Here is a 24,175-nt window from a genome sequence, read left to right on the forward strand (position 1 = left end):
CAGAGCCGCAGCATCGTCAAGTTGAGACATGCCAGCCTCCTACACGCTTGCCAGAGACAGCTTGACGGCGAACCCCAGGAACAGCACCCCCGCCGCCGAAGTGGCCGTCGCCGACAGCCGCTTGCGGCGGCGGAAGGCGGACGCAAGGCGGGTGCCGCCGAAGATGAGCGCGGTGAGGTAGAGGCAGCTGAAGGCCTGGGCGAAGGCGCCGAGGATGACGAAGGACAGGGCCGGGTAGGCGTAACCGGGGTCGACGAACTGTACGAAGAAGGCCACGAAAAACAGGATCGCCTTCGGGTTGAACAGGCTGACCACCAGCGCCCGCCGGAACGGCCGTTCGTCCGCCGCGCTCTCCTCGCCCGCCTCCGCCACGGCCGCCTCGCGCCGGGTGCGCCACAGTTGCCAGGCGGACCGCATCATCCCGATCGCCAGCCAGGTCAGATACCCGGCGCCGGCGTACTTCACGATCCCGAACAGCAGCGCGTTCGCCTGGAGCAGCGACGCGACCCCGGCCGCCGAGAGCGTCATCAGCACGGTGTCGCCGCACCACACACCGGCGGCGGCCGTATAGCCCGCGCGCACACCCTTGCGGGCGGCTACGGACAGGACGTAGAGGGAGTTGGGACCGGGCAGCAGCACGATCAGGACGAGCCCTGCCAGATAGGTGGGGAGATCAATGACGCCGAACATGCGGGGAGTGTCGCACGACGACGACTCACCGACCGTGCCTGTGACTCCACCCACGCGAAAAGCGCGGGCTTCCTGCGCCGGTGGCTAAGCCGCCGCGCAGAGGGCCAGCCCGGCCCTGTTGAGGACGTTCGTCGCACCGACATGGTCCGCATTCGCGGTGAAGCCACATGCCGTGCACTGGAACTTCGCTTGGCTGACACGGTTCTCCTTCGCGACGTGCCAGCACTCGGGACACGTGCGGGAGGTGTTGCGCGCATCCACCGGGACCACCAGACGACCGGCACTCTCAGCCTTGTTCGTCAGGATTCCGAGGAACTGCGCCCAACCCGCGTCGAGAATACTTCGGTTGAGCCTGGCCTTCGCGGTAGCACCGTTGGGCAGGAAGCTGCCGGACTGGTCGGGGTCGGGTTTGGGGGCGGGGCTCTTGGTCATGCCCGCCGTGTTCAGCTGCTCGTGCGCGATCACGTCGTGGCCGGTGACGAGCGCGCGGGCGGTCTTGTGGTGGAAGTCGGCACGCTGCCGCCGGATCTTGCCGTGCAGCTTGGCGACCTTCCGGGCGGCGGCCCGATGTGCCTTGGTGCGCCGCCGGGTCCGCTTGGGGAATGTCGCGAGGTGCCGCTGCGCTTCGGCCAGTTCCTCCGCCATCGCTTCAAGGAAGCGCGGGTTGGCGACGTGTCCGCCGTCCGAGGTGGTCAGGAAGCGGGCGATGCCCATGTCGATGCCGATGACCTCACCGGTAGGGGGCAGCTCCTCGGCGGGCACGTTGTCGCAGGCGAGGACGACGTACCAGCGGATTCCCTCCCGCTTGACCGAGATCGTCTTGACATGACCTTGCACGGGCCGGTGCTGGTGCACGCGGACATGCCCGACGCCTTGCAAGCGGACACGGGTCTGACGGCCGTGGGAGGTGGAGTCCCAGCGGCAGCCGTCACCGTCCTTCGGGAAGGTGACGGTGTCGAAATGCCCGACGCCCTTGAAACGCGGATAGCCGGGGGTCTGTCCGGCCTTGACCCGGCGGAAGAACGCCTGGAATGCCTTGTCCAGGCGCCGCAAGGTGGCCTGCTGGGAGGAAAACGACCAGCGGCCCTGACATTCCGGGTCGAACGTACGGATCTCCTTGAGCTGCGCGGACTGGTCGCCGTACTTGACTGTGGTCTTCGAGCCGTGCCGGTAGGCGTCCCGACGTTCCTGCAACGCTCCGTTGTACAGCGAGCAGTGGTCCCGCAGCATCTCGCCCAGCGCGACGGCCTGACGGGCCGTGGGTCGCAGAAGGAACTTGTACGCGCGGATCACGAGCCGTCGCCCTTCGTCCGGGGGCGTTCCCACTGGGTGTCGATGTACCGGCGCACGGTGTCCGCCGAGACGGCGCCGACCGATGCCGCGAAGTACGACGACGACCACAGGGTGGGCATCCGCGACTTCAGGTGCGGGAACTCCTCCCGCAGCACGCGGGAGGTGAACCCCTTGAACTGGTTCGCCACATACGAGGCCGACGACTTCGGATCATGCTTTACGAGCAGGTGGACGTGGTCGAGCATGACTTCGAGTGCCACGATCTCCCACCCCCGTTCGGCGGCCTTCTGCCGGATCAGTTCGTCCAGCCGTCCCGCGACCCGGCCGCAGAGGACCGGACGGCGGTACTTCGGGCACCACACCACGTGGAGTCCGAGATCGCACACGCCGCCAGAGAACCGACGGACTTTCCTGGTCACGGCCACGAAATCAATATACACACGCTACAGGTCTAATGTGGCATATCGGCGGGATCGGCGAACAGGGCAGATCCGTGCACACAGTTGAGGCCAGAGCAGGGCTCATAAGCCATTCCCCACCCCGCTGAAGCGGGACCTCCCCTGGCTAGGTGCTGATGGCCCGTCTCAGCAGGCCAGGGCGGCACACCGCACCTCGGCGCTCAGAAGCCGTACGCCGGCCGATACGTCCCCCACACCCCCCGCAGCACCTCGCACACCTCCCCCACCGTCGCCCGCTCCCGCAGCGCCGACTTCATCGGCGGGAGGACGTTGTCCGTGCCCCGCGCCGCCTCCCGCAGCGCGCTCAGCGCCGACTCCACCGCCGCCGTGTCGCGCGACGCCCGCAGCCGCGCCAGCCGTTCCCGCTGCTGGGTCTCGATGTCCGGGTCCAGGCGGAGCGGGACGTACGGTTCCTCCTCGTCCAGGCGGAAGCGGTTGACGCCGACGACCACGCGCTCGCCCTCCTCCGTCTCGCGGGCGATCCGGTAGGCGTTGCGCTCGATCTCGCCCTTCTGGAAGCCCTGTTCGACGGCGGCGACCGCGCCGCCCAACTCCGCGACCCGGCCCATCAGTTCCAGCGCGGCCGCCTCCAGGTCGTCGGTCAGCGACTCGACGGCGTAGGAGCCCGCGAAGGGATCGACCGTCGCGGGGACGTCCGTCTCGTACGCCAGGACCTGCTGGGTGCGCAGGGCGAGGCGGGCGCTCTTGTCGGTGGGCAGGGCGATGGCCTCGTCGAAGGCGTTGGTGTGCAGCGACTGGGTGCCGCCGAGGACCGCCGCGAGCGCCTGGACGGCGACCCGGACGAGGTTCACCTCCGGCTGCTGTGCGGTGAGTTGGACCCCGGCGGTCTGGGTGTGGAAGCGCAGCATCCACGACTTCGGATCGCGCGCGCCGAACTCCTCGCGCATCACCCGGGCCCAAATGCGGCGCGCGGCGCGGAACTTGGCGACCTCCTCCAGGAGCGTGGAGCGCGCCACGAAGAAAAAGGAGAGGCGGGGCGCGAACGCGTCCACGTCCATGCCCGCCGCGAGCGCGGTGCGGACGTACGCGATGCCGTCCGCGAGCGTGAACGCGACCTCCTGTGCGGGCGAGGCACCCGCCTCCGCCATGTGGTAGCCGGAGATGGAGATGGTGTTCCAGCGCGGGAGTTCGGCCGCGCAGTACGCGAACAGGTCGGCGGTCAGGCGGAGCGAGGGACGGGGCGGGAAGATGTAGGTGCCGCGCGCGATGTACTCCTTCAGCACGTCGTTCTGGACGGTGCCGGTGAGCCGGTCGCCGGGTATGTCCCGCTCCTCGGCAACCAGTTGGTAGAGGAGGAGCAGCGCGGCCGCCGGGGAGTTGATCGTCATGGAGGTGGAGACGCGGTCCAGCGGAATGCCGTCGAACAGCTCCCGCATGTCCTCGATCGAGTCCACCGCCACGCCGACCTGGCCGACCTCGCCGTGCGCGAGGGGCGCGTCGGAGTCGTAACCCATCTGGGTCGGCAGGTCGAAGGCGACGGACAGGCCGGTGGTGCCGTGGGCGATCAGCTCGCGGTAACGGGCGTTGGACTCGGCGGCGGTGCCGAAACCGGCGTACTGGCGCATCGTCCAGGGGCGGCCGGTGTACATGGTGGGGTAGACCCCCCGGGTGTACGGGTAGGCGCCGGGCTCGCCCAGCCGCTCGGCCGGGTCCCAGTCCGCGAGGTCGCCGGGGCCGTACACCGGCTCGACGGGCCGTCCCGATTCCGTGTGCCGCGCCATGGCCGCCTCCGGGGTGTGCGTGCCTCCCCCGTTCCACCCTGCCGTGTAGTTCAACGCGGGGCACGCGGGGAAGCATCCGGGGCATGAGGATTCGGGGCAGGTCCGGTGCGGGGGCTCCGCGCGTGAGGGTTCCGCGCAGCAGGATTCCGCGCGGCAGGATTCCGCGCGGCAGGATTCCGCGCGGCAGGATTCCGCGCGGCAGGGTTCCGGGGAGAACCGCCGTCGTACTCGCCTCGGCCGCCGCCCTCGCCGTGCTCTGCGGCTGCACGGTGACGCCTCCGGACGGCGCCGACGGCAAGCACCGCTCGCCGCTGCACATCGAGGTGCCGTCGGGCACCCCGGCGGCCACGCCTCGCACCCGGACGCCCCGTGCCCCCGCGCCCGCCACCCCCGCCCGCGTGCTGTGGTCGCGCGGCGACGGCGGCTCCGGGGTGCGCGAGCTGCAGGCGCGGCTGCGGCAGCTCGACTGGCTCTTCGACGGGCCGACCGGGAGCTACGACGATCTGACCGAGAAGGCCGTCAGCGGTTTCCAGGGCAAGCGCGGGCTGCCAAGGACGGGCCGTACGGACACGGTCACCTGGCAGCGGCTGGTCGCGATGACGCACCGGCCGGGCAGGTGGGAGCTGTATCTGATGGGTGGTCAGCCCGCCGCCGCGCCCGACCCGCGCTGTCTGACCGGCCGCGTGCTGTGCATCGACAAGACCAGCCGCACCCTGCGCTGGATGGCCGACGGGCGGACCCTCTCCACGATGTCCGTCCGCTTCGGCTCGCAGTACTCCCCCACCCGCGAGGGTGTGTTCCGCGTCTACTGGAAGTCCCGGCACCATGTGTCGACGCTCTACGACTCACCCATGCCGTACGCCCTGTTCTTCAGCGGCGGACAGGCCGTGCACTACTCGTACGACTTCGCGGCGCGAGGTTACGCGGGCGGCTCGCACGGCTGTGTCAACGTGCGGGACGAGCAGGCGATCGCCTCGCTGTTCGCGCAGGTGAGGGTGGGCGACAAGGTTGTCGTCTCCTGGTGAAGCGGGGCGCGGGCGGGACCGGGGGAACGTGTCCCGCCCGCGCCGGGTGCACGAGCCGTGGGTACGGGGGGAACCCCGGCTCAGTGCGACGGCCGATGACCAGTCGGCTCACTCTGTACTGCGTCACCGGCTCCAGAAACGTCACACCTGTGGCGAAGAATTTTCCGCGCCGGACAAAACCGCAGGTCAGAGGGTATTGAAGGCCGGGCTCGGGGTGTCCGTCGGGAGGTCCGTGCCGCCGGAGGCGGCGGGCAGGACGTAGGTGGAGGGGACGGGGGAGGCCATGCCGTCGTGATGACGGTGGGCGATGCGGTCGCGCTGGCGGTAGTCACGGATGCGGCTGTCGTCGTCACCGGAGCCGGAGCCGGAGCCACCGTCGCCGTCACCGTCTCCATCACCATCGCCGGAACCGCCCGAGCCGTCGGACCGGTGGCCGTCGCCGAAGCGGCCGAAGGGGCCGTCGTTCTCCCCGCCGCCGGTCGAGGGCACGGCCGTGGGCCGGCCGTCCCGCCGGGCCGAGAGCACGGCCGCGCAGTACGTCCTCACCCGCGCCGAGCCGCCCGCGGCACGCTCCAGCGCACGCCTGCGGCCCGCCTCCGGCTCCCGCCCCGCGCGCAGATCGAGGCAGGCGGCCATCGCCACCCGCCACCGGGTACCGGGCCTGCGGGACTCGGCACCGGGGCCGGCCGTCCCGCCGGCGTCCCGGCCGGCACCGGCCGCCGCCTCGGGCGGGGCGCCACCGGGCGCGACGGACCCGCTCGCGCTGGGGGTGGGGGCGACGGGCCGGGACGGACCCGGCGGCGACGGAAGCCGGGAGCGCCCCGGCGTCGCGGCGGCCGACACGGACGCCCCGGGCTCGGGCCGCCCCTGCCGGAACGGTCCGGGCAGCACCCCGGTCCCGGCGGCCACGGCCACCCCGCCGAGCGTCCCGACGGCCACGGCGGCGGCCAACGCCATCCGCACGGGCCGCCGCCACCGCGCGCGCCGCTCGCCCACGGGGCAGCCCGGCCGGGCGCCGATGCGGACGACGCCCACCTCGACACCGTGGAACTCCCCTACGAGGGACGCTTGTTGGGGCGCGGCGGCGTCACGGACGACATCACCCACGGCCTCGGGTACGACATCACCGGAAACGTCCGCATCGCGCACGGCGGCCGCACGCCCCGCCTTCGCCGCCCGGAACGCGGCCAACGCCGCTTCCTCGCCCGGGAGTTCACCCTTCGCCGGAACCGCGGAGGCGGCGAGGGCCGCCAGGAGGGACGTCACCCGGGCCGCCTCGCCGGGGACCCGGTCGGCGGAAAATCGCGGCGGCTCGCCGTTCAGCAGACGTTCCGACGTCTCGAGGTCCAGCCACTCGTCGTGCTCGTCGGCCATCACATGTCCCTCTGCGTCCGGGCGCGCGCAGGCGTCACACCCGCGGGCCCGACCGCACGGCCGCGGGGTCCTCGCTGGGGCGGGAGCGCGTCGAGTCCGCCCGCCGACTCCTGGTCGGGGCCGAGGAGTTCGGCCAGGCGCTTCAGGCCCCGGTGCGCGGCGGTGCGTACCGCTCCCGCGCGCTTGCCGAGCGTCTCGGCGGCGGACTTGGCGTCCAGTCCGACCACCACGCGCAGCACCACCGCCTCGGCCTGGTCCTGCGGAAGACGTGCGATGAGGGAGAGGGTGCCGTCGGTGGCGAGTGCCTCCATCGCCTCCCCGGCGGTGTCCGACTCGGCGGCGTGGCCGGTCAGTTCACTCTCGTCGCCGCCTATCAGCGGGCGGCGGCCGCGCATCCGTATGTGGTCCAGGGCGCGGTTGCGGGCTATCCGCGCGGCCCAGCCGCGAAAGCGGTCCGCGTCTCCGCTGAACCGGTCGAGGTCGCGGGCGATCTGGAGCCAGGCCTCGGACGTGACGTCCTCCGCGTCCGGCTCCCCCACCAGCGTGCGCACATAGCCGAGCAGCCGTGGATGCACCGCGCGGTACACCGTGCGGAAGGCTCCCTCGTCACCGCCCTGGGCCGCGCGCACCGCGGCGGTCAGCTCCGCGTCGTCCCCCTGCACCGCACTCCCTTACGCCTGTCTGGTGGTCGGCGCGAAAGGCACGTTACGGCCTGAAACAGTGCCCCGTCCATGTCTGTAGAAGATGCAACTGACTCGTGATCCATTCCGGTGTGACACAAGCCGCACTCCCGGCGCTGTAGGAAATGCGGGCCGCACCCAGACCCGCCACCCGCGACGGCCGGGGCCTCTCCTGTGGGGGGTGGCGGCCCCGGCCGTCGCCCCAACCCCCTTCCGGCCGGGCCTTCTCAGCGCCGACCGTCCCCTCGCGAACGATCGCCGGGGCGACTGTCGCGCTCCTCGGCGACGTCACCGGCGAGCACCTGCGCGAGGCGGTCGGCCCGCTGCTCGACGATCCTCGGCGCCGGGCCGCGATGGCTGCCGCGGCCAGGGCGCATGGTCGTCCGGATGCCGCGGAGCGGCTTGTGGACGTGATCCTGTCCGCAGCGCGGGACTGACGTCCGTGCGGGCGTGAACGGCCTGCCCGGACGCTCGCTCAGGCCGCCCCGGCTTCACACCTGCCGCCCGTTGTGAGGTGCTTCCCGGTGTCCTCGTACTCTTCTCCGATCAAGCACGGAGAAGGAGACGACGGAACCGATGGTGGGCGCCTTTGTGGGGTTCGTGGTGATGCCCTTGGTCGTCGCCGGGCTGGCCCGGTGGGCCGCGGCGCGGAGGCGGCACGCGCTGGCCGTGGGGCGGGCCGTGCACTTCCGGTGTCGGCTCGACGGACGCAGGGGGCGGCTGTTGATCGACCCGAGGCTCGATGGGCCCGTCTTTCTCCACCGGTCCGGGAAGGCCGTCGTGCTGCCGCGCGGTGGCGAGGCGCTGGGTGCGACGGTCTCCACCGTCGGCCGGCCCCCTTTCGAGAAGGTCAGCCTGCGCTACCGGACACCCCAAGGGCGGGTCGTGCAGCTGCGGTTGGCCACGCACGACGCGCGGACTCTCGGCGCCTGGCTGGGTGAAGAGGCCGGGCCGGTCTCCACGCCCGTCCGGTGGCCACTGCTGCCGACCGCGCCGTCGTGGGCGGTGTTCGCCCTCGCGGCGGCCCTGTTCGTGGGCCTGGCCACCGCGGACTTCGCGGTGTTCGGGAAGCACACGGACGCCGAGGTCGTACGGGTGGACCGCGACGAGGACGACTGCACCATCGCCTGGGACGGCGGCGTGGAGCAGGCAGGCGTGGACTGCGACGCCAAGGACGTCCGCCCCGGCGACCGCGTACCGGTCGTCGCCCTCCCCTGGCCCTTCCTGGGCGAGGCCGTGGACACGGTGACCACCCCGCGTGTGGTCGCCGTGCTCGGAGGCGTCCCCGGACTGCTCGGCCTGGCCGGTGCGTTGGTGCTCAACCCGCTGCTCTGCGCCCGGCGCGTCCGACGGGCACGCCGGGACGGGCCCGAGGTCCTCCCGCAGGCGGTCGCGGACGGCGAGGCGGAGGAGCAGGACGAGGAAAAGTGGCCCGCCCTCGGCGACGACCTGCGCTACGCGGGCCTCGCCGCCGCGGCCCGGCACGCCGACCGCCATCGGCCGGGCTTCCGGGTGACCCCGCCGCGCCGCGGCCCCGGCCGCACGTCCGTGTCGCCATGGAGGTGGGTGCCCGAGACCGTCCTCGGCACCGGCGCCTGGTTCCCCCTGGTGGCCTCCTGCGGCGCCGTCTTCGACGACCACTTCGGTCTGGGGCGCTGGCGCTTCCTCGTGTTCGGCACGATCGGCATCCTGTCCCTCGCCCGGATCGGCTGGGTCGTGACCGACCGCTCCACGCTCTGCGGTCCGGTGCTGCGGGCCGCGCGTCCGGATGCCGGGAAGGACGCCTGGCAGCCCATGCGCTACGTCCGCCTGTGCCCGGAGCCCGGCGAGATGGTGCTGGTCCTGTTCCGGCCGGAGGGCGGGGACGTGACGGCGCCCCAGTTCCTCCAGCCGATATCCCGGTCCCGGGGCACCGGGCGCCGTACCATCGGCGGCCCCGCCCCGGTCGGCGAGGCCCTGGTGCGCGACACCGGTGCGGGACCGCTGATCTGCGAGATAGACGGCGTCCGCTACCTCCCCAGCCGCCGCGCCACCGAAGCCGCGGCCGACCCCGCACTCACCCGCGCCGAACTGCGCCACCTCGCCGAGAGCCACCTCCGGCCGGTCGGACGGACCTAGGGTCTGTCTTCCGGATCCTGCCGAGGTCGCGGCGTCCGGTGCGTGGGCGGCCCGGCAGCTCCCGTTCTCTCCCGCGCTCCAGGCTCGTGTGCCGGGCGGCCGCCGCCTGGGTGAAGGGTTGTCCCATACCGATGCGGACGTGGCAGTGATGTCGTGCCCGGAGGTGTCCCGGGCGAAGTCCCTCCCTTCGAAACGGAGTGCCCGTGACCCGCCTCGGCCGTGCCGTCACCCTGTCCACGTCGGCGTTGGCGTTCATCGCTCTCGCCGTTCCCCCGCAGTCCACCGCCGCTTCGGCGCCGGCTCCGGAAGCGACGTACGTGGTGGTGCTGAAGGATTCGGTGGCTGACCCTCGCGCGACCTCGCGGGCCCAGGTCAAGGCCCACGGCGGCACTCGGCGCGACGTCTACACCCACGCGCTGAAGGGATACTCGGCCGTACTGACGGAGGCCGAGGCGGCTAGCCTGGCGCGGGACCCGGCGGTGCGTTTCGTGACCAGGGAGCGCACCTACAGCCTGCCTCCCCGGTCGCACCACGGACCCGTCGGCTGCAAGGAGGCGACCGGTACGGCGCAGTGCCTGCCGGACTGGGCGCGCCGGGTGAACGCCGAGAAGTCGTCGGCACGTTCGGGCGACGGGCGGGGCTCGGTCCATGTGAACGTCGCCGTGTTCGACACGGGCATCAGCGACGGCCAGCCCGACCTCGATCTGCGCGGCGGCGTCGACTGCCTCTCGGGCTCTCCCGTCGTACCGGGCACCAGCTTCGACGATCCGGACGGGCACGGCACGGAGGTCGCGGGCGTGATCGGGGCCAAGGACAACGACATCGACGTCGTGGGCATCGCCCCCGGCACACCGGTGTGGGCGGTCAAGGTGGCCGACGACCACGAGCACATCACCGGCTCCGCGCTGCTGTGCGGACTCGACTGGGTCACCGCGACCCGTACCGACGGCGACCCCGCCAACGACGTCACCATCGCCAACCTGAGCCTCTCCGGGCCCGGAACCGACGACGGCGCCTGCGGAACGGCCAACGCGGACGCCGTGCACGTCGCCGTGTGCGGTGCGGTGCGGGCCGGAGTCACCCTGGTGGCCGCCGCCGGCAATGAGCACCTCGATCTGGGACAGCGTGTGCCCGCCGCGTACGACGAGGTGCTCACCGCCACCGCCATGGCGGACTTCGACGGACGGCCGGGAGGCAAGGGCGTCGCGCAGTGCTACGGCTTCGATCACGCCTTCTTCGGGGAGCACGACGACGAGGCCGCACTGGAGTTCAGCGACTTCGCGAGAGCGGCGGAGGACCGCCGCCACACCGTGGCCGCCCCGGGGGTCTGCATGGAGACCACGGAGCCCCCCGGCTCGCCCTACACCTGGGTCGACGGCACGAGCTACGCGTCGCCCGTGGTCGCCGGTGTGACGGCGCTGTGCGTCTCCGTGGGCCGCTGCGGCACCCACAGCCCGGCCCGGAATCTGCGGACGATCGTGGACGACGCGAGGAAGTACAACGAGAAGCGGCCCCGCTACGGCTTCTTCGGCGACCCCCGGCGCCCCATCCCCGGCCGCTACTACGGACACCTCGTCGCCGCCGACCGCTACTGACGACGCCTTCGTGTACCCGCCGGGCGGCACCTTCGGATGTCTCCACCCACCGGCTGTCCGATGCGACGCCGGGGTGACGTTTCACCGAGGACGGCATCCGACCGGGTGAGGGGTCGTGGCAGGTGTGGCACGCGTGGCACGGATGAGGTTCATGAACCGTCTCAGACGTACCGTCATCCTGACCACGTCGGCCGTGGCGCTGTTGGTCCCCGTGATCGCCCCCGCCGCCACAGCGGCGCCACCCGCCCGCTCCGCCGCCCCGGCGGAGTACGTCGTGGTGCTCAAGGAGTCGGTGACCGATCCGGCGGCGGTCTCGGCCGCCCAGATCAAGACCCATGGCGGCGTCCGCAGGGGCGTGTACTCCCACGCGCTGAAGGGGTATGCCGCCACGCTGACGCCGGATCAGGCGAGCAGGATCGGCAACGACCCGGCGGTGCGGTTCGTGAGCCGGTCGCACGGCTTTCAGCGGCCCGATCCGCACCCGCACCCGCAGACCGAGCCGGTGCGTTGCGGCACGCCCGAGAGCGCCACCGGTCAGTGCCTGCCGAACTGGGCGCACCGCGTCGAAGCCGACCGGTCCTCGGCGCGTTCCGGCGACGGCCACGGCTCGGTCGGCGTCCACATCGCGGTGATCGACGACGGCATCGCCGGCGGGCACCCCGACCTCAACGTGCGAGGCGGCGTGGACTGTTCGAGCGGCTCGCCCGTCGCCCCGGGCAACAGCCTCACTCCCGTGACCTATCACGGCACGGCGGTGGCCGGGGTGGCGGCCGCCCGGGACAACGACCGGAACACCGTGGGCGTCGCCCCCGGCGCCCCGCTGTGGGCGGTGAACGTCTTCGACGGCGCCACCGAGGACGCGACCGACGCCGCCGTGCTGTGCGCGTTCGACTGGGTCGCGTCGACCCGCACCGACAACGACCCCGGCAACGACATCGCGATCGCCAACACGAGCCTGGACGGCGGGGGAACGGACGACGGCAACTGCGGAACGGTCGACCACGACGCCATCCACATGGCCGTCTGCGCGGCGGCGCGGGCGGGAGTCACCGTGGTGGCCAACGCGGGCAACGACCACGTCGACTTCCGCAACTCGATCCCCGCGGCCTACGACGAGGTGCTCGCCGCCACCGCCATCGCGGACTTCGACGGACGTCCGGGCGGCCGGGCCGAACCCGTCTGCTACGGCACCGATCTCGGCGTTTTCGGTGACGCGGACGACGAGGCGGTGCTGGGCTTCAGCAACTTCGCCGTATCGGCGGCGGACCGCCGTCACACGGTGGCCGCGCCCGGAGACTGCATGGAGACGACCTACCTGGACCCTGCCTTCTTCGCCCTCGTCACCGGTACGAGCTTCTCGGCGCCCGTGGTCACCGGCGTGACCGCGCTGTGCGTCTCCGCGGGCCGCTGCGGCACCCACAGCCCGGCCCGGAACGTGCGGACGATCGTGAACGACGCGAAGAAGTACAACGAGAAGCAGCGCCGCTACGGCTTCTTCGGCGACCCCCTGCGCCCCATCCCGGGCCGCTCCTACGGACACCTGGTCTCGGCCCGCCGTTACTAGGGGGTGTCTTTCGGATCAGCCCGAGTCGCGGGGGCCGGTACACACCCCGCCCCGTCTCACCGCCCCCCGATCGCCTCCCGGCACAGCACCCCCAGCGACCCGTCCCCCTCGTAGGCCCGGCGCGCCTCGTCCATCGGGGTCCAGAGGCGGCCGTCGGGGGTGCGCAGGCAGGGGTCGGGGTCGGTGTCGGTGAGCCGCCACTCGGCGCCGGTGTGGCGGACGACGACCTCACCGGCGTAGGCGCCGAAGCCGCGCAGGACGCGGCGGACGGCCTCGTACGGAGGGCCGTCGCGGCGTATCTCGTCGATCACGCGGTCGACGCGCCACAGGCTGCGCGCGGTGTAGTCGAGCCGCAGCCGGGCGCCCTCGCGCAGGGCGGCGACGGTGTCCGCGGCCCAGCGCGCGGGACGGCTGTCCGCGGGCACGGGCAGGACGGGCGGGTACGCGGGGGGCGGGTACAGGGCTGTCACACAGGGGACAGCGGTCCCGGGGCCCCGGCCGTAACAGGAATCCGGGCCGTTCCGGGAACCGGCGCAGGACCGCCCCACCGCCACCCCGGAACGATCACAGTTCCCGCCCACGCGAGGGGGTTTGAGCGGTGGGGCGCCCCTGAAGAACCGATACGCCCGGTCCGCTCAGCCCTGGCTGCGCTCCCGGCGTGACACCACCGCTCGCAGCAGCCGACGCCCCTCGACCGACACGTCCAGGGCCCGGCGCAGCCCCTGTGTGCCGTGTTCGGCGAGGAGTTCCAGGACGAGGATCTGGCGTCGCAGGTCGGCGGCCACCAGCGGGGACGCGCTCTCCGGGCCGCCGGCGCGCTCGGCCTCCACGTCGTCGGCCGGGGTGGTGTCGTCGACAGCGGGGTCGAGGAGGCGGTGGATGCGCAGGGAGGCCATGGAGCAGGTGTCGGCCCAGGCCCGTACGGCCTCCAGGGTGCGCTCGGCCGGGGCCTCCTCCAGCATCCGCCGGACCAGCAGGGCCGCCTCGTCCTCGCCGGGGTCCACCGCGGTGAGCGCGGCCCGCGCCTTCTCCAGGCTCTCGGACCAGTCGGAGCCGTCGGCGAGGTGCGCCCAGAGCGGGCGCAGCAGTTCGTCGTCCTCGTACACCAGGGGGACACACCGATCCGAACAAGCCAGTCCGCTGGCGGCCAGCCCGCGCGCGTCGGCCTGTGCGATCAGTTCCACCAGGCTCATGGAATCTCCCCTCGCCTGGGCACCGTCTTTACGGAGCCCGCATTTCCCCTTACTGCGTGCGACGGCCCCGGAGTGTCACAGTCGCCGGTTTTCAGCCAAGAACGGGGGCGAACGGAGGAAGGCCGAGCGCCTTCCCGTTCTGCATCCGGGTCAGCCGGAGCACGACCAGGGCGGCGAGCACGGCGGCCGCCATGTCGGTCAGGTCGGAGAAGAGCATGACGCGCGCCGTCCACACGGCACCCTCGGTCGCATCGCGCACGGCCGCCTCGTTCGCGAACACCGACACGAGCCACAGGGCCCACCAGCCGTTGATCAGCCCGTGCCCGGCGGGACGGCCCTGGGGCGCGCTCGCGTTCCAGACGTCGAGCACGATCCGGCGCGGGAACCACAGGTTGACGACCGGACAGAACCACGCCCCGATCGCCCAGCCCCGCCGCAGGCTCTGCGAGGCCTGGTCGAACACCTCGGCGTTGATCCGCACCCGGTACAGCCAGCACAGATAGACGACCATCGCCCCGAGCAGGGTGAGCACCTGGGCGCCCCCGGTGAGCCCGGTGGCGAGGTCGGCCAGGTCGGAGGTACGGCCCCGGACCGCGCCGTCCAGCTGCAGCGCGTCGGCCCAGACGGCGAACAGGTCGGCCACGGCGACGAGCCCGAGCAGCGTGACGGTGGCCCGCCCGAGCCCGACCGGCGAGCGCAGCGCGAGACCGGGCGCCGGAGCGAAGGGCGAGGCGAACGGCCCGGCGGACGGCGCGGCGAACGGCGTCGCGGACGACGCGTCGTAAGGCGGACCCGGCAGCGGAGCCACCGGCGGCCCCGCCGGCGCGAACGGCGGATGCGCCCCCGCCGCAAGACACTCGGGGCACAGCGTGTTCCCGGCGGACGCGGGCCGACGGCCGCAATGAGTGCAGGTCATGACGATTTCCCCCCGATGCATGCCGACGGCGCGTCACCACCCCTCCCCAGGGCCGGCGTACGCCAGGAAGCCGCCGACGAGCGGACCCGCCGACGGCTTTACCTGGAACCTACGTTCCCCGCGAACCTCAGTCCAGCCGATTCGCCAACTGCCGGAACTGGGCCCAGGACAACGGGGGTTGACCCGGATACCAGAGCTTCTGCACGGTCGCCCGCAGCGGCATCCGGATACCGGAGGCGACCTGCGCCTCGGTCTGCGCGTTGGGGAAGTCGCACCACACCGCGAACGAGCCGCCGAGGATCTGCCCGTCGTACCGCGCCGGGACGGCCTCGGTACCGCGCACCACGCGCGGGGTCCACTGCTCGTAGATCCGCTGTCCGGTCGGGTAGACGAAGGTCTGGGGCTCGCCGAGGACGTAGTAGAGGTACTCGTCGTTGTAGTTGAGGACCTTGCGGCCCGCGCTCAGATACGTCACCGGCTGCCGGGCGCCTATCTCCTTGCCGGTCCAGTAGGCGACCTGGAGGTCCTTGGCGGGCTGGACGGAGGTGTCGCGCAGGAAGCCGTCGTTCCAGGCCCGCATGGTGCGGTCGTGGGCGCGGACGGTGGCGGCGCGGTCGTTGAGCCAGCCGGTGGCCAGGTCGGCGACGGAGCCGTCGGAGCCGTACTTCTCGCGGGCGGCGGCGGCCAGCTGCGGGTAGGAGGCCTCGGGGTCGGAGACGGTCAGCGCCTGGTACTCGTCGCCGCCGAGGTGCCACTGCTTCTGGGTGAACAGCCCGGAGTACTCGTTCAGCAGATCGTCGACGATCCGGGCGGAGGCGGGCTTGGAGATGTCGATCGCGCCCCGCGTCGGGGTGCCGCTCACGTTGCGCAGCTGGAGATCGGGGTGGGCGGCGAGGACGGCGCCGAGATGGCCGGGCGAGTCGATCTCGGGGACGACCGTGATGTGCCGGGCGGCGGCGAGGTCGATGATCTTCTTGACCTGCGCCTTGGTCAGATGGACCTTGGAGACGATCTCGGGGTGGGTGGTGGACTGGATCCGGAACGCCTGGTCGTCGGAGAAGTGCAGCCCCAGCTCGTTGAACTTCAGGTCGCCCAGTTCGCGTACCCGGTCCTCGATCCAGGTCTCGGAGAACGGCTTGCGCGCGATGTCGAGCATGAAGCCGCGCACCGGCTTGGCGGGCTCGTCCCTGACGACGCCCTCGGGGGCGGTGCCGCCGCCGTGCACCTCCTGTTTGAGGGTGCGGGTCCCGTAGAAGACGCCCGCGTCGGCGGGGCCGCTGATCTCCACCCGGCCGTCGCGCACGGTCATGGTGTACGACTCCGGGTTGCCGCCCCTGGCACCGAGCGTGAGCCGTACGTCGCCCGCGCGCACGTCGTTCTTCTGCCCGGCGTACTTCAGGCCGAGCTCCCCGGCTATGAGCTTGCCCTCGTCGGCCAGCCCCGGGTCGGTGACCACCACCCGGTCGCCGCCCGAGGGCCGCCAGCCGGGGCCGTGCGCCGGAGTGTGGGCGCGGACCGCCGGTATGGTCTGCGGCGCCTTCGACAGCGGATAGTTCCGCGTGGGCGAGGGGCTCGGACTGTCGCCCACGCTCGCGACGTCCGAGCCACTGGGCGGACCGCCGCCCGAGGAGGCCCACACGCCGACACCCACGCCGGCCACGACCGTCCCGGCGACCGCCGCGACGACGATCGCCCGTTTCCGCTTCACCTGCCGCGCCGCTCTACGGCGCCTGTGCTGGCTCACCTTCCCAACCTACGACCGAACCGGCGGGGACTCGTCATCGAGCGATTCCCAAACTCTCCCGTCCGAGTGAAAATCGGGCATCCGTCGGACACGGAGTGACCACTCTCGATAACGTGTCGGCACACCTTTCACACGTTCCCCTGCCGTTTCCCCGGCCCCACCCCGCCGCAACCGCTGCCACATCCCCCCTGCCCCGCCCCACATGTGACGCGAGGACCCACGCTGCCTGCGCACCGTTCGCCGTATCTCCCCACGCCGCTCGACGCCTTCAACCTGGCCCCCGCCGACGAGGCCCGCGCCCTGCTGACGCGCTGTCTGGGCAGCGGCCGCTGGGCCAACCGGCTCGCCGAGCACCGCCCCTACCCGGACCTGGCCGCCCTGCTCGCGGCCGCCGACGAGGCGGCGTACGACCTGAGCCGGGCCGAACTCGCCGAGGCGCTGGCCGGGGAGTCCCTGCCCCGGCTCCCCGAGGGGACGTACTCCGCCGCCCACACCGCGCTCGACGCCGCGCACGCCGCCTACGAGGCGCGGTTCGGCCATGTCTTCGTCATCTCCCCCGGCGACGCCACGCCGGAGGAGCTCCCGGACCGCGTCCTGGAGGGCATCCGGTCACGATTGACGAACGATCCGGACGACGAGCGGGTGGTCGTGGCCGAGGAACTGCGCGGACTGGCCCGGTACCGGCTCGCCGTCCACCTCGGCGGCTCCGGGTGCCGCACCACCAGCGACTACGCGCCCCGCCCCAGGGCCTAGTCGGGCAGCCGTTCCGGCGTGGGCCCGATCACCCGTGCGATGCGGGGTGGATCACACAGACCGGCCCCCCGTCGGCCCTGGCGCACGTCATGGATACGATGCTGAGGGCCGGTGGACCGTACCCGGCCGGGCCCGACCGACAGTGAAGCCGGCGCGGCCCTAGTCCCCGCACCCGGAGGGTTCTTCCGTGCCGGCTGGAACGCTGTACCGCGGCCGGGAAGGTATGTGGTCCTGGGTGGCTCATCGAGTCACCGGCGTCCTCATCTTCTTCTTCCTGTTCGTTCACGTGCTGGACACCGCTCTCGTGCGTGTCTCCCCCGAGGACTACGACAAGGTCGTAGCCACGTACAAGACCCCGATCGTCGCGCTGCTGGAGTACGGCCTCGTCGCCGCAATCCTCTTCCACGCGCTCAACGGTCTGCGCGTCATCGCCGTCGACTTCTGGTCGAAGGGACCGCGCTACCAGAAGCAGATGCTGTGGACCGTCGTCGGTGTCTGGCTCGTCCTCATGCTGGGCGCGCTCTACCCCGTCCTCGGCCACGCCGCTCGTGTCCTGTTCGGGAGCTGACGCCGATGTCCACCTCTGAGATCAAGCTGACGGGCTCCTCCGCGGACGCCTTCGAGGACTCCTACGCGATGAGCCTCGACGCGCCGCGCTCCCGTACGCGCACCAAGAAGACCCCGAAGTCCACGCGGGGCAACTTCGAGATGGCGGCCTGGCTCTTCATGCGCCTGTCCGGCATCGTGCTGGTCGTCCTCGTCCTCGGCCACCTGCTGATCCAACTCGTGCTGGACGGCGGCGTCTCCAAGATCGGCTTCGCCTTCGTGGCCGGCCGCTGGGCGTCCCCGTTCTGGCAGGTCTGGGACCTGGCGATGCTGTGGCTGGCGATGCTGCACGGCGCCAACGGCCTGCGCACGGTCATCAACGACTACGCGGAGCGCGCGAACACCCGCCTGTGGCTGAAGGCGCTGCTCTACACCGCCACGGTGTTCACCATCCTGCTGGGCACGCTGGTGATCTTCACCTTCGACCCGAACATCCGCTAGGCACGGGGCTGCGAGAATCATGAAGATCCACAAGTACGACACCGTCATCGTCGGCGCCGGTGGCGCGGGCATGCGCGCGGCCATCGAGTCCACGAAGCGCAGCCGCACCGCCGTGCTGACCAAGCTCTACCCCACCCGCTCCCACACGGGCGCCGCGCAGGGCGGCATGGCCGCCGCGCTGGCCAACGTGGAGGAGGACAACTGGGAGTGGCACACCTTCGACACGGTCAAGGGCGGTGACTACCTGGTCGACCAGGACGCCGCCGAGATCCTGGCGAAGGAGGCCATCGACGCCGTCCTCGACCTGGAGAAGATGGGCCTGCCGTTCAACCGGACGCCCAACGGCACCATCGACCAGCGGCGCTTCGGCGGTCACTCCCGCAACCACGGCGAGGCCCCGGTCCGCCGGTCCTGCTACGCGGCCGACCGCACCGGCCACATGATCCTCCAGACGCTGTACCAGAACTGCGTCAAGGAGGGCGTGGAGTTCTTCAACGAGTTCTACGTCCTGGACCAGCTCATCACCGAGGTCGACGGCGTCAAGACGTCCTCCGGTGTGGTGGCGTACGAGCTGGCCACCGGCGAGATCCACGTCTTCCAGGCGAAGTCCGTGATCTACGCGTCCGGCGGCACCGGCAAGTTCTTCAAGGTGACCTCCAACGCGCACACCCTGACCGGTGACGGCCAAGCCGCGTGCTTCCGCCGGGGCATCCCGCTGGAGGACATGGAGTTCTTCCAGTTCCACCCGACCGGCATCTGGCGCATGGGCATCCTGCTGACGGAGGGCGCCCGCGGTGAGGGCGGCATCCTCCGCAACAAGGACGGCGAGCGCTTCATGGAGAAGTACGCGCCGGTCATGAAGGACCTCGCGTCCCGTGACGTCGTCTCGCGCTCCATCTACACGGAGATCCGCGAGGGCCGCGGCTGCGGTCCCGAGGGCGACCACGTCTACCTCGACCTCACGCACCTCCCGCCGGAGCAGCTGGACGCGAAGCTCCCGGACATCACCGAGTTCGCGCGCACCTACCTCGGTATCGAGCCCTACACGGACCCGATCCCGATCCAGCCCACCGCGCACTACGCCATGGGCGGCATCCCGACCAACGTCGAGGGTGAGGTCCTGTCGGACAACACCACCGTCATCCCGGGTCTGTACGCGGCCGGCGAGGTCGCCTGTGTCTCCGTGCACGGCGCCAACCGTCTGGGCACCAACTCCCTGCTCGACATCAACGTGTTCGGCCGTCGCGCGGGCATCGCCGCCGCCGACTACTCGCACACGGTCGACTTCGTGGAGATGCCGGAGAACCCGGCCGGGTTCGTCGTCGAGCAGATCGAGAAGCTGCGGAACTCCACCGGCACCGAGCGGGTGGCCGACATCCGCCGCGAGCTGCAGGAGACCATGGACGCCAACGTCATGGTGTTCCGCACCGAGCAGACGATCAAGACGGCGGTCGAGAAGATCGCCGAACTGCGCGAGCGGTACGAGAACGTGGCGATCCAGGACAAGGGCAAGCGGTTCAACACCGACCTGCTCGAGGCCATCGAGCTGGGCAACCTGCTGGAGCTGGCCGAGGTCATGGCCGTCTCCGCGCTCGCCCGCAAGGAGTCCCGCGGCGGTCACTACCGCGAGGACTACCCGAACCGCGACGACGTCAACTTCATGCGCCACACGATGGCGTACCGCGAGACGGGCGACGACGGTTCGGAGACCATCCGTCTCGACTACAAGCCGGTCGTCCAGACCCGCTACCAGCCGATGGAGCGTAAGTACTGATGGCTACCCCTGTTCTGGACAAGGCGGAGACGGCCGCCGCCGCGTCCCCCTACATCACGGTCACCTTCCGCATCCGCCGGTTCAACCCGGAGGTCTCGGCGGACGTCCACTGGGAAGACTTCCAGCTGGAGATGGACCCCAAGGAGCGCGTCCTCGACGGGCTCAACAAGATCAAGTGGGACCACGACGGCACGCTGACCTTCCGGCGTTCCTGCGCCCACGGCATCTGCGGGTCCGACGCCATGCGGATCAACGGCAAGAACCGGCTGGCCTGCAAGACGCTGATCAAGGACATCAACCCCGAGAAGCCGATCACGGTCGAGCCCATCAAGGGCCTCACCGCGCTCAAGGACCTCGTGGTCGACATGGACCCGTTCTTCCAGGCGTACCGGGACGTCATGCCGTTCCTGGTCACCAACGACACCAACGAGCCGACGCGTGAGCGCCTGCAGTCCGCCGAGGACCGCGAGCGCTTCGACGACACCACGAAGTGCATCCTGTGCGCCGCGTGCACCTCGTCCTGCCCGGTGTTCTGGAACGACGGCCAGTACTTCGGCCCGGCCGCGATCGTCAACGCGCACCGCTTCATCTTCGACAGCCGTGACGACGCGGGCGAGCAGCGCCTGGAGATCCTCAACGACCGTGACGGTGTGTGGCGTTGCCGCACTACCTTCAACTGCACGGACGCCTGCCCGCGTGGCATCGAGGTCACCAAGGCGATCCAGGAAGTCAAGCGCGCCCTGATCACGCGCCGCTTCTGATCCTTCCGCAGCACGCCCGAGGGCCCCGTTTCCGTCACCGGAAGCGGGGCCCTCGGGCGTTTACGGTGCGGGTCAGCCGCGCAGCACGCGACCCTTGCTGTCCGTGCGGTCGTTGCTCACGAGGAAGATGATGCCGTCGATGAGCGCCCAGAAGCCGAGGCCGCCGCAGGTGAGGAGCTGGGCTATCCCGACGCCGGTGTTGCCGACGTAGAAGCGGCCGATGCCGAGGCCGCCCAGGAAGATCTGCAGGATGCCCGCGACGATCTTGGACTTGTCGGAGTAGGGGCGGCCCTGCGGGTCGAAACCGTAGGGGGCGTCAGGGGTGGGAACGCTCATGGCTGTTGCTCCTGGCAGTGCCGTAGGGATGCGGGCAGGAGAGATCCCACGGCGAAGTGCGTGCCTCGTCGTCCCCCCTGTGAAGGGTGATCCTAGGGAGGCGAAGTGAATATTCAGGGGCAAGATCGAACGATCGTTCCCTTACCGTTCCCTTACTGTGATCAAATGCCTTGCCGCATACGGCGGTTGAGCCGCCCGAGGGCGCGATGGAGCGGCTCAGATGGAGCGGCTCAGCGGACGTTGCGGACCACGGACCACACCACCGCGGTCCCCAGGATCGCCGCCTGGGCGCGCGGGCTCAGCCGGGGCCGCCAGCGGCGCCCGCGCAGTCCCTCCAGCATCCAGCGCCCCAGCAGCGCCAGCGCGAACGGCGAGGCGAGCAGCAGCACGCGGTTGTCCAGCCACGCCTGGGCGAAGTGCCCGTGCATCAGGTCGTAGACCATGCGGGTGCCGCCGCAGGCCGGGCAGAGCAGCCCCGTCACCATCCGGAACGGGCAGCCGGGCAGGAGATGGCCGGGCTGGTGCGGATCGGTGACGTAGAGGTACCCGGAACCGGCGGCACCGGCGACGAGCACCGCCAGGGGTGCCGCCGCCGGGTGACGGAACGCCGGGGCGCCGCGGGGCGCGGTCTCAGCCACGCAGGGGACGGCCCTGGGCGTCGGTCTGGTTGTCGCTGACCAGGAGCATGATGCCGTCGATCAGCGCCCAGATGCCGAAGCCGCCGCAGGTGAAGAGCTGGGCCAGGCCCATGCCGACGTTGCCGAGATAGAACCGGCCGACACCGAGGGTGCCCACGAGGAGCTGGAGGACGCCCGCGATGACCTTGGACTTGTCGGAGTACGGGCGCCCGTAGGGGTCGTAGCCGTAAGGGGCGTTGGGGTCGCCGGTGTACATGCCGGGCGGGATGGGGCCCGGGGGCGGGTAGTAGCCCTGCTGGTAGCCGGGAGGCGGCTGGTAGCCCGGCGGCGGCTGGTGGCCCTGCTGGTAACCGCCCGGCTGCTGGTAGCCCGGCTGCGGGGAGCCGGGCGGCGGGAAGGGCGGGGGCTGGTTGGGGTAGCCGTAGCCGGGGGTCGGGCCGGGGGTCGGGCCGGGGCCCTGACCGGGCGCCTGACCGGGGCCGGGGCCGGGCGGCCGACCGGGGCCAGGACCGGTGCCGGGGCCGGACTTCTGGAAGTCGGGCCGCTCGGGGCCCGGCTGCTGAGGCTGCTCGCTCAAGGCGACTGCTCCTGGGGATCGTTACGACAAGCCGAGTATTTCGGATCATCATGCCAGGCGGTCGCGCCAGGCGGTTGAACGCGTTCAAAAACAGGTCTACAGTCATGCCCTGTCAGCGTTTTGAACGCGTTCAAGAAGGGGTGGGGCATGGACCGTACCGTCATCGCCTACGTCATCTACCTGACCGTCAGCATCGGACTGACCGTCTGGGTGGCCCGTACGCTCAGCCGCAACGGCCGGATCTTCCTGGCGGACGTGCTGCGCGGCGACGAGAAGCTGGCCGACGCCGTGAACCATCTGCTCGTCGTCGGCTTCTACCTCGTCAACCTCGGCTTCGTGGCGCTCTACCTGAGCAAGAGCGGGGAGATCGAGGACACGCGCGGCATCTTCGAGGCCCTGTCCACCAAGCTCGGCGTGGTGCTGCTGGTCCTCGGCGTGATGCACCTGGGCAACGTGTACGTGCTCAACAAGATCCGCCGGCGGGGGCTGATGGAGCGGGAGCCCCACCCGCCGGTGGCCCCGCAGGGCTGGGTCCCGCCGATGGCGCCTCCGGCGGCCGGGGCGTGAGCGCCATGACCGCCGCTCGGGACCGGGGCGCGCCCGTCGCCCCGGTCCGCGGGCTCACCGTGCTCTACGACGCCGAGTGCGCGCTGTGCCGACACGTACGGGACTGGCTGGCCGGGCAGCCCAAGCTGGTTCCGCTGGAGCTGGTCGCGGCCGGGTCCGCCGAGGCGCGCGGGCGGTTCCCCGGGCTCGACGCGTCCCGCACCCTGGACGAGGTGACCGTGGTCGGCGACGCCGGGCAGGTCTACCGGGGCGCCCGGGCCTGGATCGTCGTCCTGTGGGCCCTGCGCGAGCACCGCCCGCTGGCACACAAGCTGAGCACCCCGACCGGGATGCGCTTCGCGCGGGGCGCGGTGCTGGCGGCCGCGAAGTACCGGGAAAGGCAGTGGGGCGGGCGGCGGACGTACCGCCGGGCGGACGGCTGGCGGTACGACCCGTCCACGGGCTGGGTGTACAACCCGCCGTCCTGTTCCGACGGCTCGTGCCCCACTGGTTAGGCTCTTCTACCGTGCCCGCGAAGAACGACGGCCCCGACGAGGCCGGCCCCCAGACCAAGTCCGAGCAGACCCGCGCACTCATCCTGGAGACCGCGATGCGGCTGTTCCAGGAGCGCGGCTACGACAAGACGACGATGCGGGCCATCGCCACGGAGGCGGGGGTCTCCGTGGGCAACGCCTACTACTACTTCGCGGGCAAGGAACACCTGATCCAGGGCTTCTACGACCGGATCGCCGCCGAACACCAGGTGGCGGTCCGGGAGGTGCTCGACCGGGAGACCGACCTGGAGGCGCGGCTCGCGGGCGTCCTCACGGCGTGGCTGGACATCGCCCGGCCGTACCACGAGTTCGCGGTCCAGTTCTTCAAGAACGCCGCCGACCCGGACAGCCCGCTCAGCCCCTTCTCCCCCGAGAGCAGCCACGCCCGCGAGCAGGCGATACGCGTCCACCGCGAGGTCCTGGCCGGCTCCAAGTCCAAGGTCGCCCCCGAACTCCGCGACGTCCTGCCCGAGTTGATGTGGCTCTCCCAGATGGGCCTCGTCCTCTACTGGGTCTTCGACCGCACCGAGAACCGCGAACGCAGCTACCGCCTCGCCCGCCGCGGCGCCCGCCTCACCGCCCGCGGCGTGGCCCTGGCCCGCTTCCGCGTCCTGCGCCCGCTCGTCCTGGAGGTGCACGAACTGTTCACGGACTTCCTGCCGGGGATGACGAAGGCGCTGCCGGATCCGGGGAAGCGGGGGTGAGTCCGGCGTCCCGCGCTCTCCGGCGTGAGGATGCGCTCGCGGGGCGGTGCCGGACAGCGTGACGGCGTGTCGGGGCGTGGTTCCCGGAGCGTG

At 71.5% G+C, this 24,175-nt stretch carries 25 protein-coding genes and 1 pseudogene; 13 read left to right on the plus strand and 13 right to left on the minus strand.

The features are described from left to right. Window positions 1-39: 39 nt before the first annotated feature. The 4 genes from leuE to AB0E91_RS07065 form a co-directional block, all read right to left on the minus strand. Complete coding sequence (leuE, locus tag AB0E91_RS07050; protein WP_361776413.1) at window positions 40-690, minus strand: leucine efflux protein LeuE; 651 nt, start codon at window positions 688-690, stop codon at window positions 40-42. 84 nt (window positions 691-774) lie between these two features. Further along, the gene (locus AB0E91_RS07055) at window positions 775-1,983 is read right to left on the minus strand and encodes a transposase (protein WP_361776416.1); all 1,209 of its coding nucleotides are present in this window, start codon (window positions 1,981-1,983) and stop codon (window positions 775-777) included. After that, window positions 1,980-2,402 carry an IS200/IS605 family transposase gene (gene tnpA / locus AB0E91_RS07060; RefSeq protein ID WP_361777342.1) on the minus strand — a complete coding sequence of 141 codons (423 nt, stop codon included), beginning with the start codon at window positions 2,400-2,402 and terminating at the stop codon, window positions 1,980-1,982. Before tnpA ends, AB0E91_RS07055 begins: the two co-directional genes overlap by 4 nt. 200 nt (window positions 2,403-2,602) lie before the next feature. After that, window positions 2,603-4,183, minus strand: coding sequence for a methylmalonyl-CoA mutase family protein (locus AB0E91_RS07065; RefSeq protein ID WP_361776419.1), 1,581 nt, complete (start codon window positions 4,181-4,183; stop codon window positions 2,603-2,605). A gap of 188 nt (window positions 4,184-4,371) precedes the next feature. On the opposite strand from AB0E91_RS07065, the gene AB0E91_RS07070 reads away from it, so the two are divergent. Next, complete coding sequence (locus tag AB0E91_RS07070) at window positions 4,372-5,208, plus strand: L,D-transpeptidase family protein (RefSeq protein ID WP_361777345.1); 837 nt, start codon at window positions 4,372-4,374, stop codon at window positions 5,206-5,208. A gap of 186 nt (window positions 5,209-5,394) precedes the next feature. Here the strand turns inward: AB0E91_RS07070 and AB0E91_RS07075 are convergent, their stop codons facing one another. Both AB0E91_RS07075 and AB0E91_RS07080 read right to left on the minus strand, forming a co-directional pair. Continuing rightward, window positions 5,395-6,582, minus strand: coding sequence for a hypothetical protein (locus tag AB0E91_RS07075; protein ID WP_361776422.1), 1,188 nt, complete (start codon window positions 6,580-6,582; stop codon window positions 5,395-5,397). Next, complete coding sequence (locus AB0E91_RS07080) at window positions 6,582-7,244, minus strand: RNA polymerase sigma factor (RefSeq protein ID WP_361776424.1); 663 nt, start codon at window positions 7,242-7,244, stop codon at window positions 6,582-6,584. Before AB0E91_RS07080 ends, AB0E91_RS07075 begins: the two co-directional genes overlap by 1 nt. A 275-nt stretch (window positions 7,245-7,519) precedes the next feature. On the opposite strand from AB0E91_RS07080, the pseudogene AB0E91_RS07085 reads away from it, so the two are divergent. From AB0E91_RS07085 to AB0E91_RS07100, 4 genes and pseudogenes are all read left to right on the plus strand, one after another. Further along, window positions 7,520-7,699, plus strand: a pseudogene (locus tag AB0E91_RS07085) (UDP-N-acetylglucosamine--N-acetylmuramyl-(pentapeptide) pyrophosphoryl-undecaprenol N-acetylglucosamine transferase); the annotation flags it as partial. Window positions 7,700-7,838: 139 nt separating this feature from the next. Continuing rightward, window positions 7,839-9,380, plus strand: a complete 1,542-nt coding sequence (locus tag AB0E91_RS07090) for a hypothetical protein (RefSeq protein WP_361776427.1) — start codon at window positions 7,839-7,841, stop codon at window positions 9,378-9,380. A 203-nt stretch (window positions 9,381-9,583) separates the two neighbouring features. Beyond that, on the plus strand, window positions 9,584-10,975 hold the full coding sequence (locus AB0E91_RS07095) for a S8 family serine peptidase (protein WP_361776430.1): 1,392 nt from the start codon (window positions 9,584-9,586) through the stop codon (window positions 10,973-10,975). 151 nt (window positions 10,976-11,126) lie between these two features. Beyond that, the gene (locus AB0E91_RS07100) at window positions 11,127-12,539 is read left to right on the plus strand and encodes a S8 family serine peptidase (protein WP_361776433.1); all 1,413 of its coding nucleotides are present in this window, start codon (window positions 11,127-11,129) and stop codon (window positions 12,537-12,539) included. Between the two features lie 56 nt (window positions 12,540-12,595). Here AB0E91_RS07100 and AB0E91_RS07105 read toward each other — a convergent pair whose 3' ends face one another. From AB0E91_RS07105 to AB0E91_RS07120, 4 genes are all read right to left on the minus strand, one after another. After that, window positions 12,596-13,000 carry a hypothetical protein gene (locus AB0E91_RS07105; RefSeq protein ID WP_361777348.1) on the minus strand — a complete coding sequence of 135 codons (405 nt, stop codon included), beginning with the start codon at window positions 12,998-13,000 and terminating at the stop codon, window positions 12,596-12,598. A 174-nt stretch (window positions 13,001-13,174) separates the two neighbouring features. Then, a complete protein-coding gene (locus AB0E91_RS07110) occupies window positions 13,175-13,732 on the minus strand; it encodes a hypothetical protein (RefSeq protein ID WP_361776436.1) in 558 nt (185 codons plus the stop codon). A 91-nt stretch (window positions 13,733-13,823) separates the two neighbouring features. Further along, entirely contained in the window at window positions 13,824-14,648 is an 825-nt protein-coding gene (locus AB0E91_RS07115; protein ID WP_361776439.1) for a DUF4328 domain-containing protein, read from the minus strand. A 127-nt stretch (window positions 14,649-14,775) separates the two neighbouring features. Continuing rightward, the gene (locus AB0E91_RS07120; protein ID WP_361776442.1) at window positions 14,776-16,392 is read right to left on the minus strand and encodes a glycoside hydrolase family 20 protein; all 1,617 of its coding nucleotides are present in this window, start codon (window positions 16,390-16,392) and stop codon (window positions 14,776-14,778) included. Between the two features lie 204 nt (window positions 16,393-16,596). On the opposite strand from AB0E91_RS07120, the gene AB0E91_RS07125 reads away from it, so the two are divergent. The 5 genes from AB0E91_RS07125 (at window position 16,597) to AB0E91_RS07145 (ending at window position 20,727) form a co-directional block, all read left to right on the plus strand. Then, window positions 16,597-17,145, plus strand: a complete 549-nt coding sequence (locus AB0E91_RS07125) for a 2-oxo-4-hydroxy-4-carboxy-5-ureidoimidazoline decarboxylase (protein ID WP_361776445.1) — start codon at window positions 16,597-16,599, stop codon at window positions 17,143-17,145. Window positions 17,146-17,332: 187 nt separating this feature from the next. Then, on the plus strand, window positions 17,333-17,713 hold the full coding sequence (gene sdhC / locus AB0E91_RS07130; protein WP_361776448.1) for a succinate dehydrogenase, cytochrome b556 subunit: 381 nt from the start codon (window positions 17,333-17,335) through the stop codon (window positions 17,711-17,713). 5 nt (window positions 17,714-17,718) lie between these two features. After that, window positions 17,719-18,192, plus strand: coding sequence for a succinate dehydrogenase hydrophobic membrane anchor subunit (locus AB0E91_RS07135; protein WP_161180765.1), 474 nt, complete (start codon window positions 17,719-17,721; stop codon window positions 18,190-18,192). A 19-nt stretch (window positions 18,193-18,211) separates the two neighbouring features. Beyond that, window positions 18,212-19,966, plus strand: coding sequence for a succinate dehydrogenase flavoprotein subunit (sdhA, locus tag AB0E91_RS07140; RefSeq protein WP_361776451.1), 1,755 nt, complete (start codon window positions 18,212-18,214; stop codon window positions 19,964-19,966). After that, window positions 19,966-20,727 carry a succinate dehydrogenase iron-sulfur subunit gene (locus AB0E91_RS07145; protein ID WP_361776454.1) on the plus strand — a complete coding sequence of 254 codons (762 nt, stop codon included), beginning with the start codon at window positions 19,966-19,968 and terminating at the stop codon, window positions 20,725-20,727. The genes sdhA and AB0E91_RS07145 overlap by 1 nt, the downstream gene beginning before the upstream one ends. Before the next feature lie 72 nt (window positions 20,728-20,799). Here AB0E91_RS07145 and AB0E91_RS07150 read toward each other — a convergent pair whose 3' ends face one another. The 3 genes from AB0E91_RS07150 to AB0E91_RS07160 form a co-directional block, all read right to left on the minus strand. Next, complete coding sequence (locus AB0E91_RS07150; protein WP_161180762.1) at window positions 20,800-21,063, minus strand: TM2 domain-containing protein; 264 nt, start codon at window positions 21,061-21,063, stop codon at window positions 20,800-20,802. A gap of 230 nt (window positions 21,064-21,293) precedes the next feature. After that, window positions 21,294-21,701, minus strand: a complete 408-nt coding sequence (locus AB0E91_RS07155; RefSeq protein WP_361776458.1) for a DUF2752 domain-containing protein — start codon at window positions 21,699-21,701, stop codon at window positions 21,294-21,296. Next, window positions 21,694-22,278 carry a TM2 domain-containing protein gene (locus tag AB0E91_RS07160; RefSeq protein ID WP_361776461.1) on the minus strand — a complete coding sequence of 195 codons (585 nt, stop codon included), beginning with the start codon at window positions 22,276-22,278 and terminating at the stop codon, window positions 21,694-21,696. The genes AB0E91_RS07155 and AB0E91_RS07160 overlap by 8 nt, the downstream gene beginning before the upstream one ends. A 147-nt stretch (window positions 22,279-22,425) precedes the next feature. Between AB0E91_RS07160 and AB0E91_RS07165 the strand changes: the two genes are divergently transcribed. Genes AB0E91_RS07165 through AB0E91_RS07175 form a run of 3 tightly spaced genes read left to right on the plus strand, consistent with a single transcriptional unit; the run spans window position 22,426 to window position 24,082 of the window. Then, window positions 22,426-22,845 (plus strand): hypothetical protein, encoded by a 420-nt coding sequence (locus AB0E91_RS07165; protein WP_161180760.1) that lies wholly within the window; start codon window positions 22,426-22,428, stop codon window positions 22,843-22,845. 5 nt (window positions 22,846-22,850) lie between these two features. Further along, window positions 22,851-23,339, plus strand: coding sequence for a DCC1-like thiol-disulfide oxidoreductase family protein (locus tag AB0E91_RS07170; protein ID WP_361776466.1), 489 nt, complete (start codon window positions 22,851-22,853; stop codon window positions 23,337-23,339). An 11-nt stretch (window positions 23,340-23,350) separates the two neighbouring features. Then, entirely contained in the window at window positions 23,351-24,082 is a 732-nt protein-coding gene (locus AB0E91_RS07175) for a TetR family transcriptional regulator (RefSeq protein WP_361776469.1), read from the plus strand. The last annotated feature ends 93 nt before the right edge of the window (window positions 24,083-24,175 follow it).

Source organism: Streptomyces sp. NPDC026659, from assembly GCF_040638245.1.
In the GTDB taxonomy this organism is placed as follows: Bacteria; Actinomycetota; Actinomycetes; order Streptomycetales; family Streptomycetaceae; genus Streptomyces.

Coding starts and splice junctions, on each gene's coding strand:
- AB0E91_RS07115 (WP_361776439.1), bottom strand. CDS start 14,648: ATGACCTGCACTCATTGCGGCCGTCGGCCCGCGTCCGCCGGGAACACG.
- AB0E91_RS07135 (WP_161180765.1), top strand. CDS start 17,719: ATGTCCACCTCTGAGATCAAGCTGACGGGCTCCTCCGCGGACGCCTTC.
- leuE (WP_361776413.1), bottom strand. CDS start 690: ATGTTCGGCGTCATTGATCTCCCCACCTATCTGGCAGGGCTCGTCCTG.
- AB0E91_RS07065 (WP_361776419.1), bottom strand. CDS start 4,183: ATGGCGCGGCACACGGAATCGGGACGGCCCGTCGAGCCGGTGTACGGC.
- AB0E91_RS07110 (WP_361776436.1), bottom strand. CDS start 13,732: ATGAGCCTGGTGGAACTGATCGCACAGGCCGACGCGCGCGGGCTGGCC.
- AB0E91_RS07090 (WP_361776427.1), top strand. CDS start 7,839: ATGGTGGGCGCCTTTGTGGGGTTCGTGGTGATGCCCTTGGTCGTCGCC.
- AB0E91_RS07170 (WP_361776466.1), top strand. CDS start 22,851: ATGACCGCCGCTCGGGACCGGGGCGCGCCCGTCGCCCCGGTCCGCGGG.
- AB0E91_RS07150 (WP_161180762.1), bottom strand. CDS start 21,063: ATGAGCGTTCCCACCCCTGACGCCCCCTACGGTTTCGACCCGCAGGGC.
- AB0E91_RS07145 (WP_361776454.1), top strand. CDS start 19,966: ATGGCTACCCCTGTTCTGGACAAGGCGGAGACGGCCGCCGCCGCGTCC.
- sdhA (WP_361776451.1), top strand. CDS start 18,212: ATGAAGATCCACAAGTACGACACCGTCATCGTCGGCGCCGGTGGCGCG.
- AB0E91_RS07075 (WP_361776422.1), bottom strand. CDS start 6,582: ATGGCCGACGAGCACGACGAGTGGCTGGACCTCGAGACGTCGGAACGT.
- AB0E91_RS07100 (WP_361776433.1), top strand. CDS start 11,127: ATGAACCGTCTCAGACGTACCGTCATCCTGACCACGTCGGCCGTGGCG.
- AB0E91_RS07165 (WP_161180760.1), top strand. CDS start 22,426: ATGGACCGTACCGTCATCGCCTACGTCATCTACCTGACCGTCAGCATC.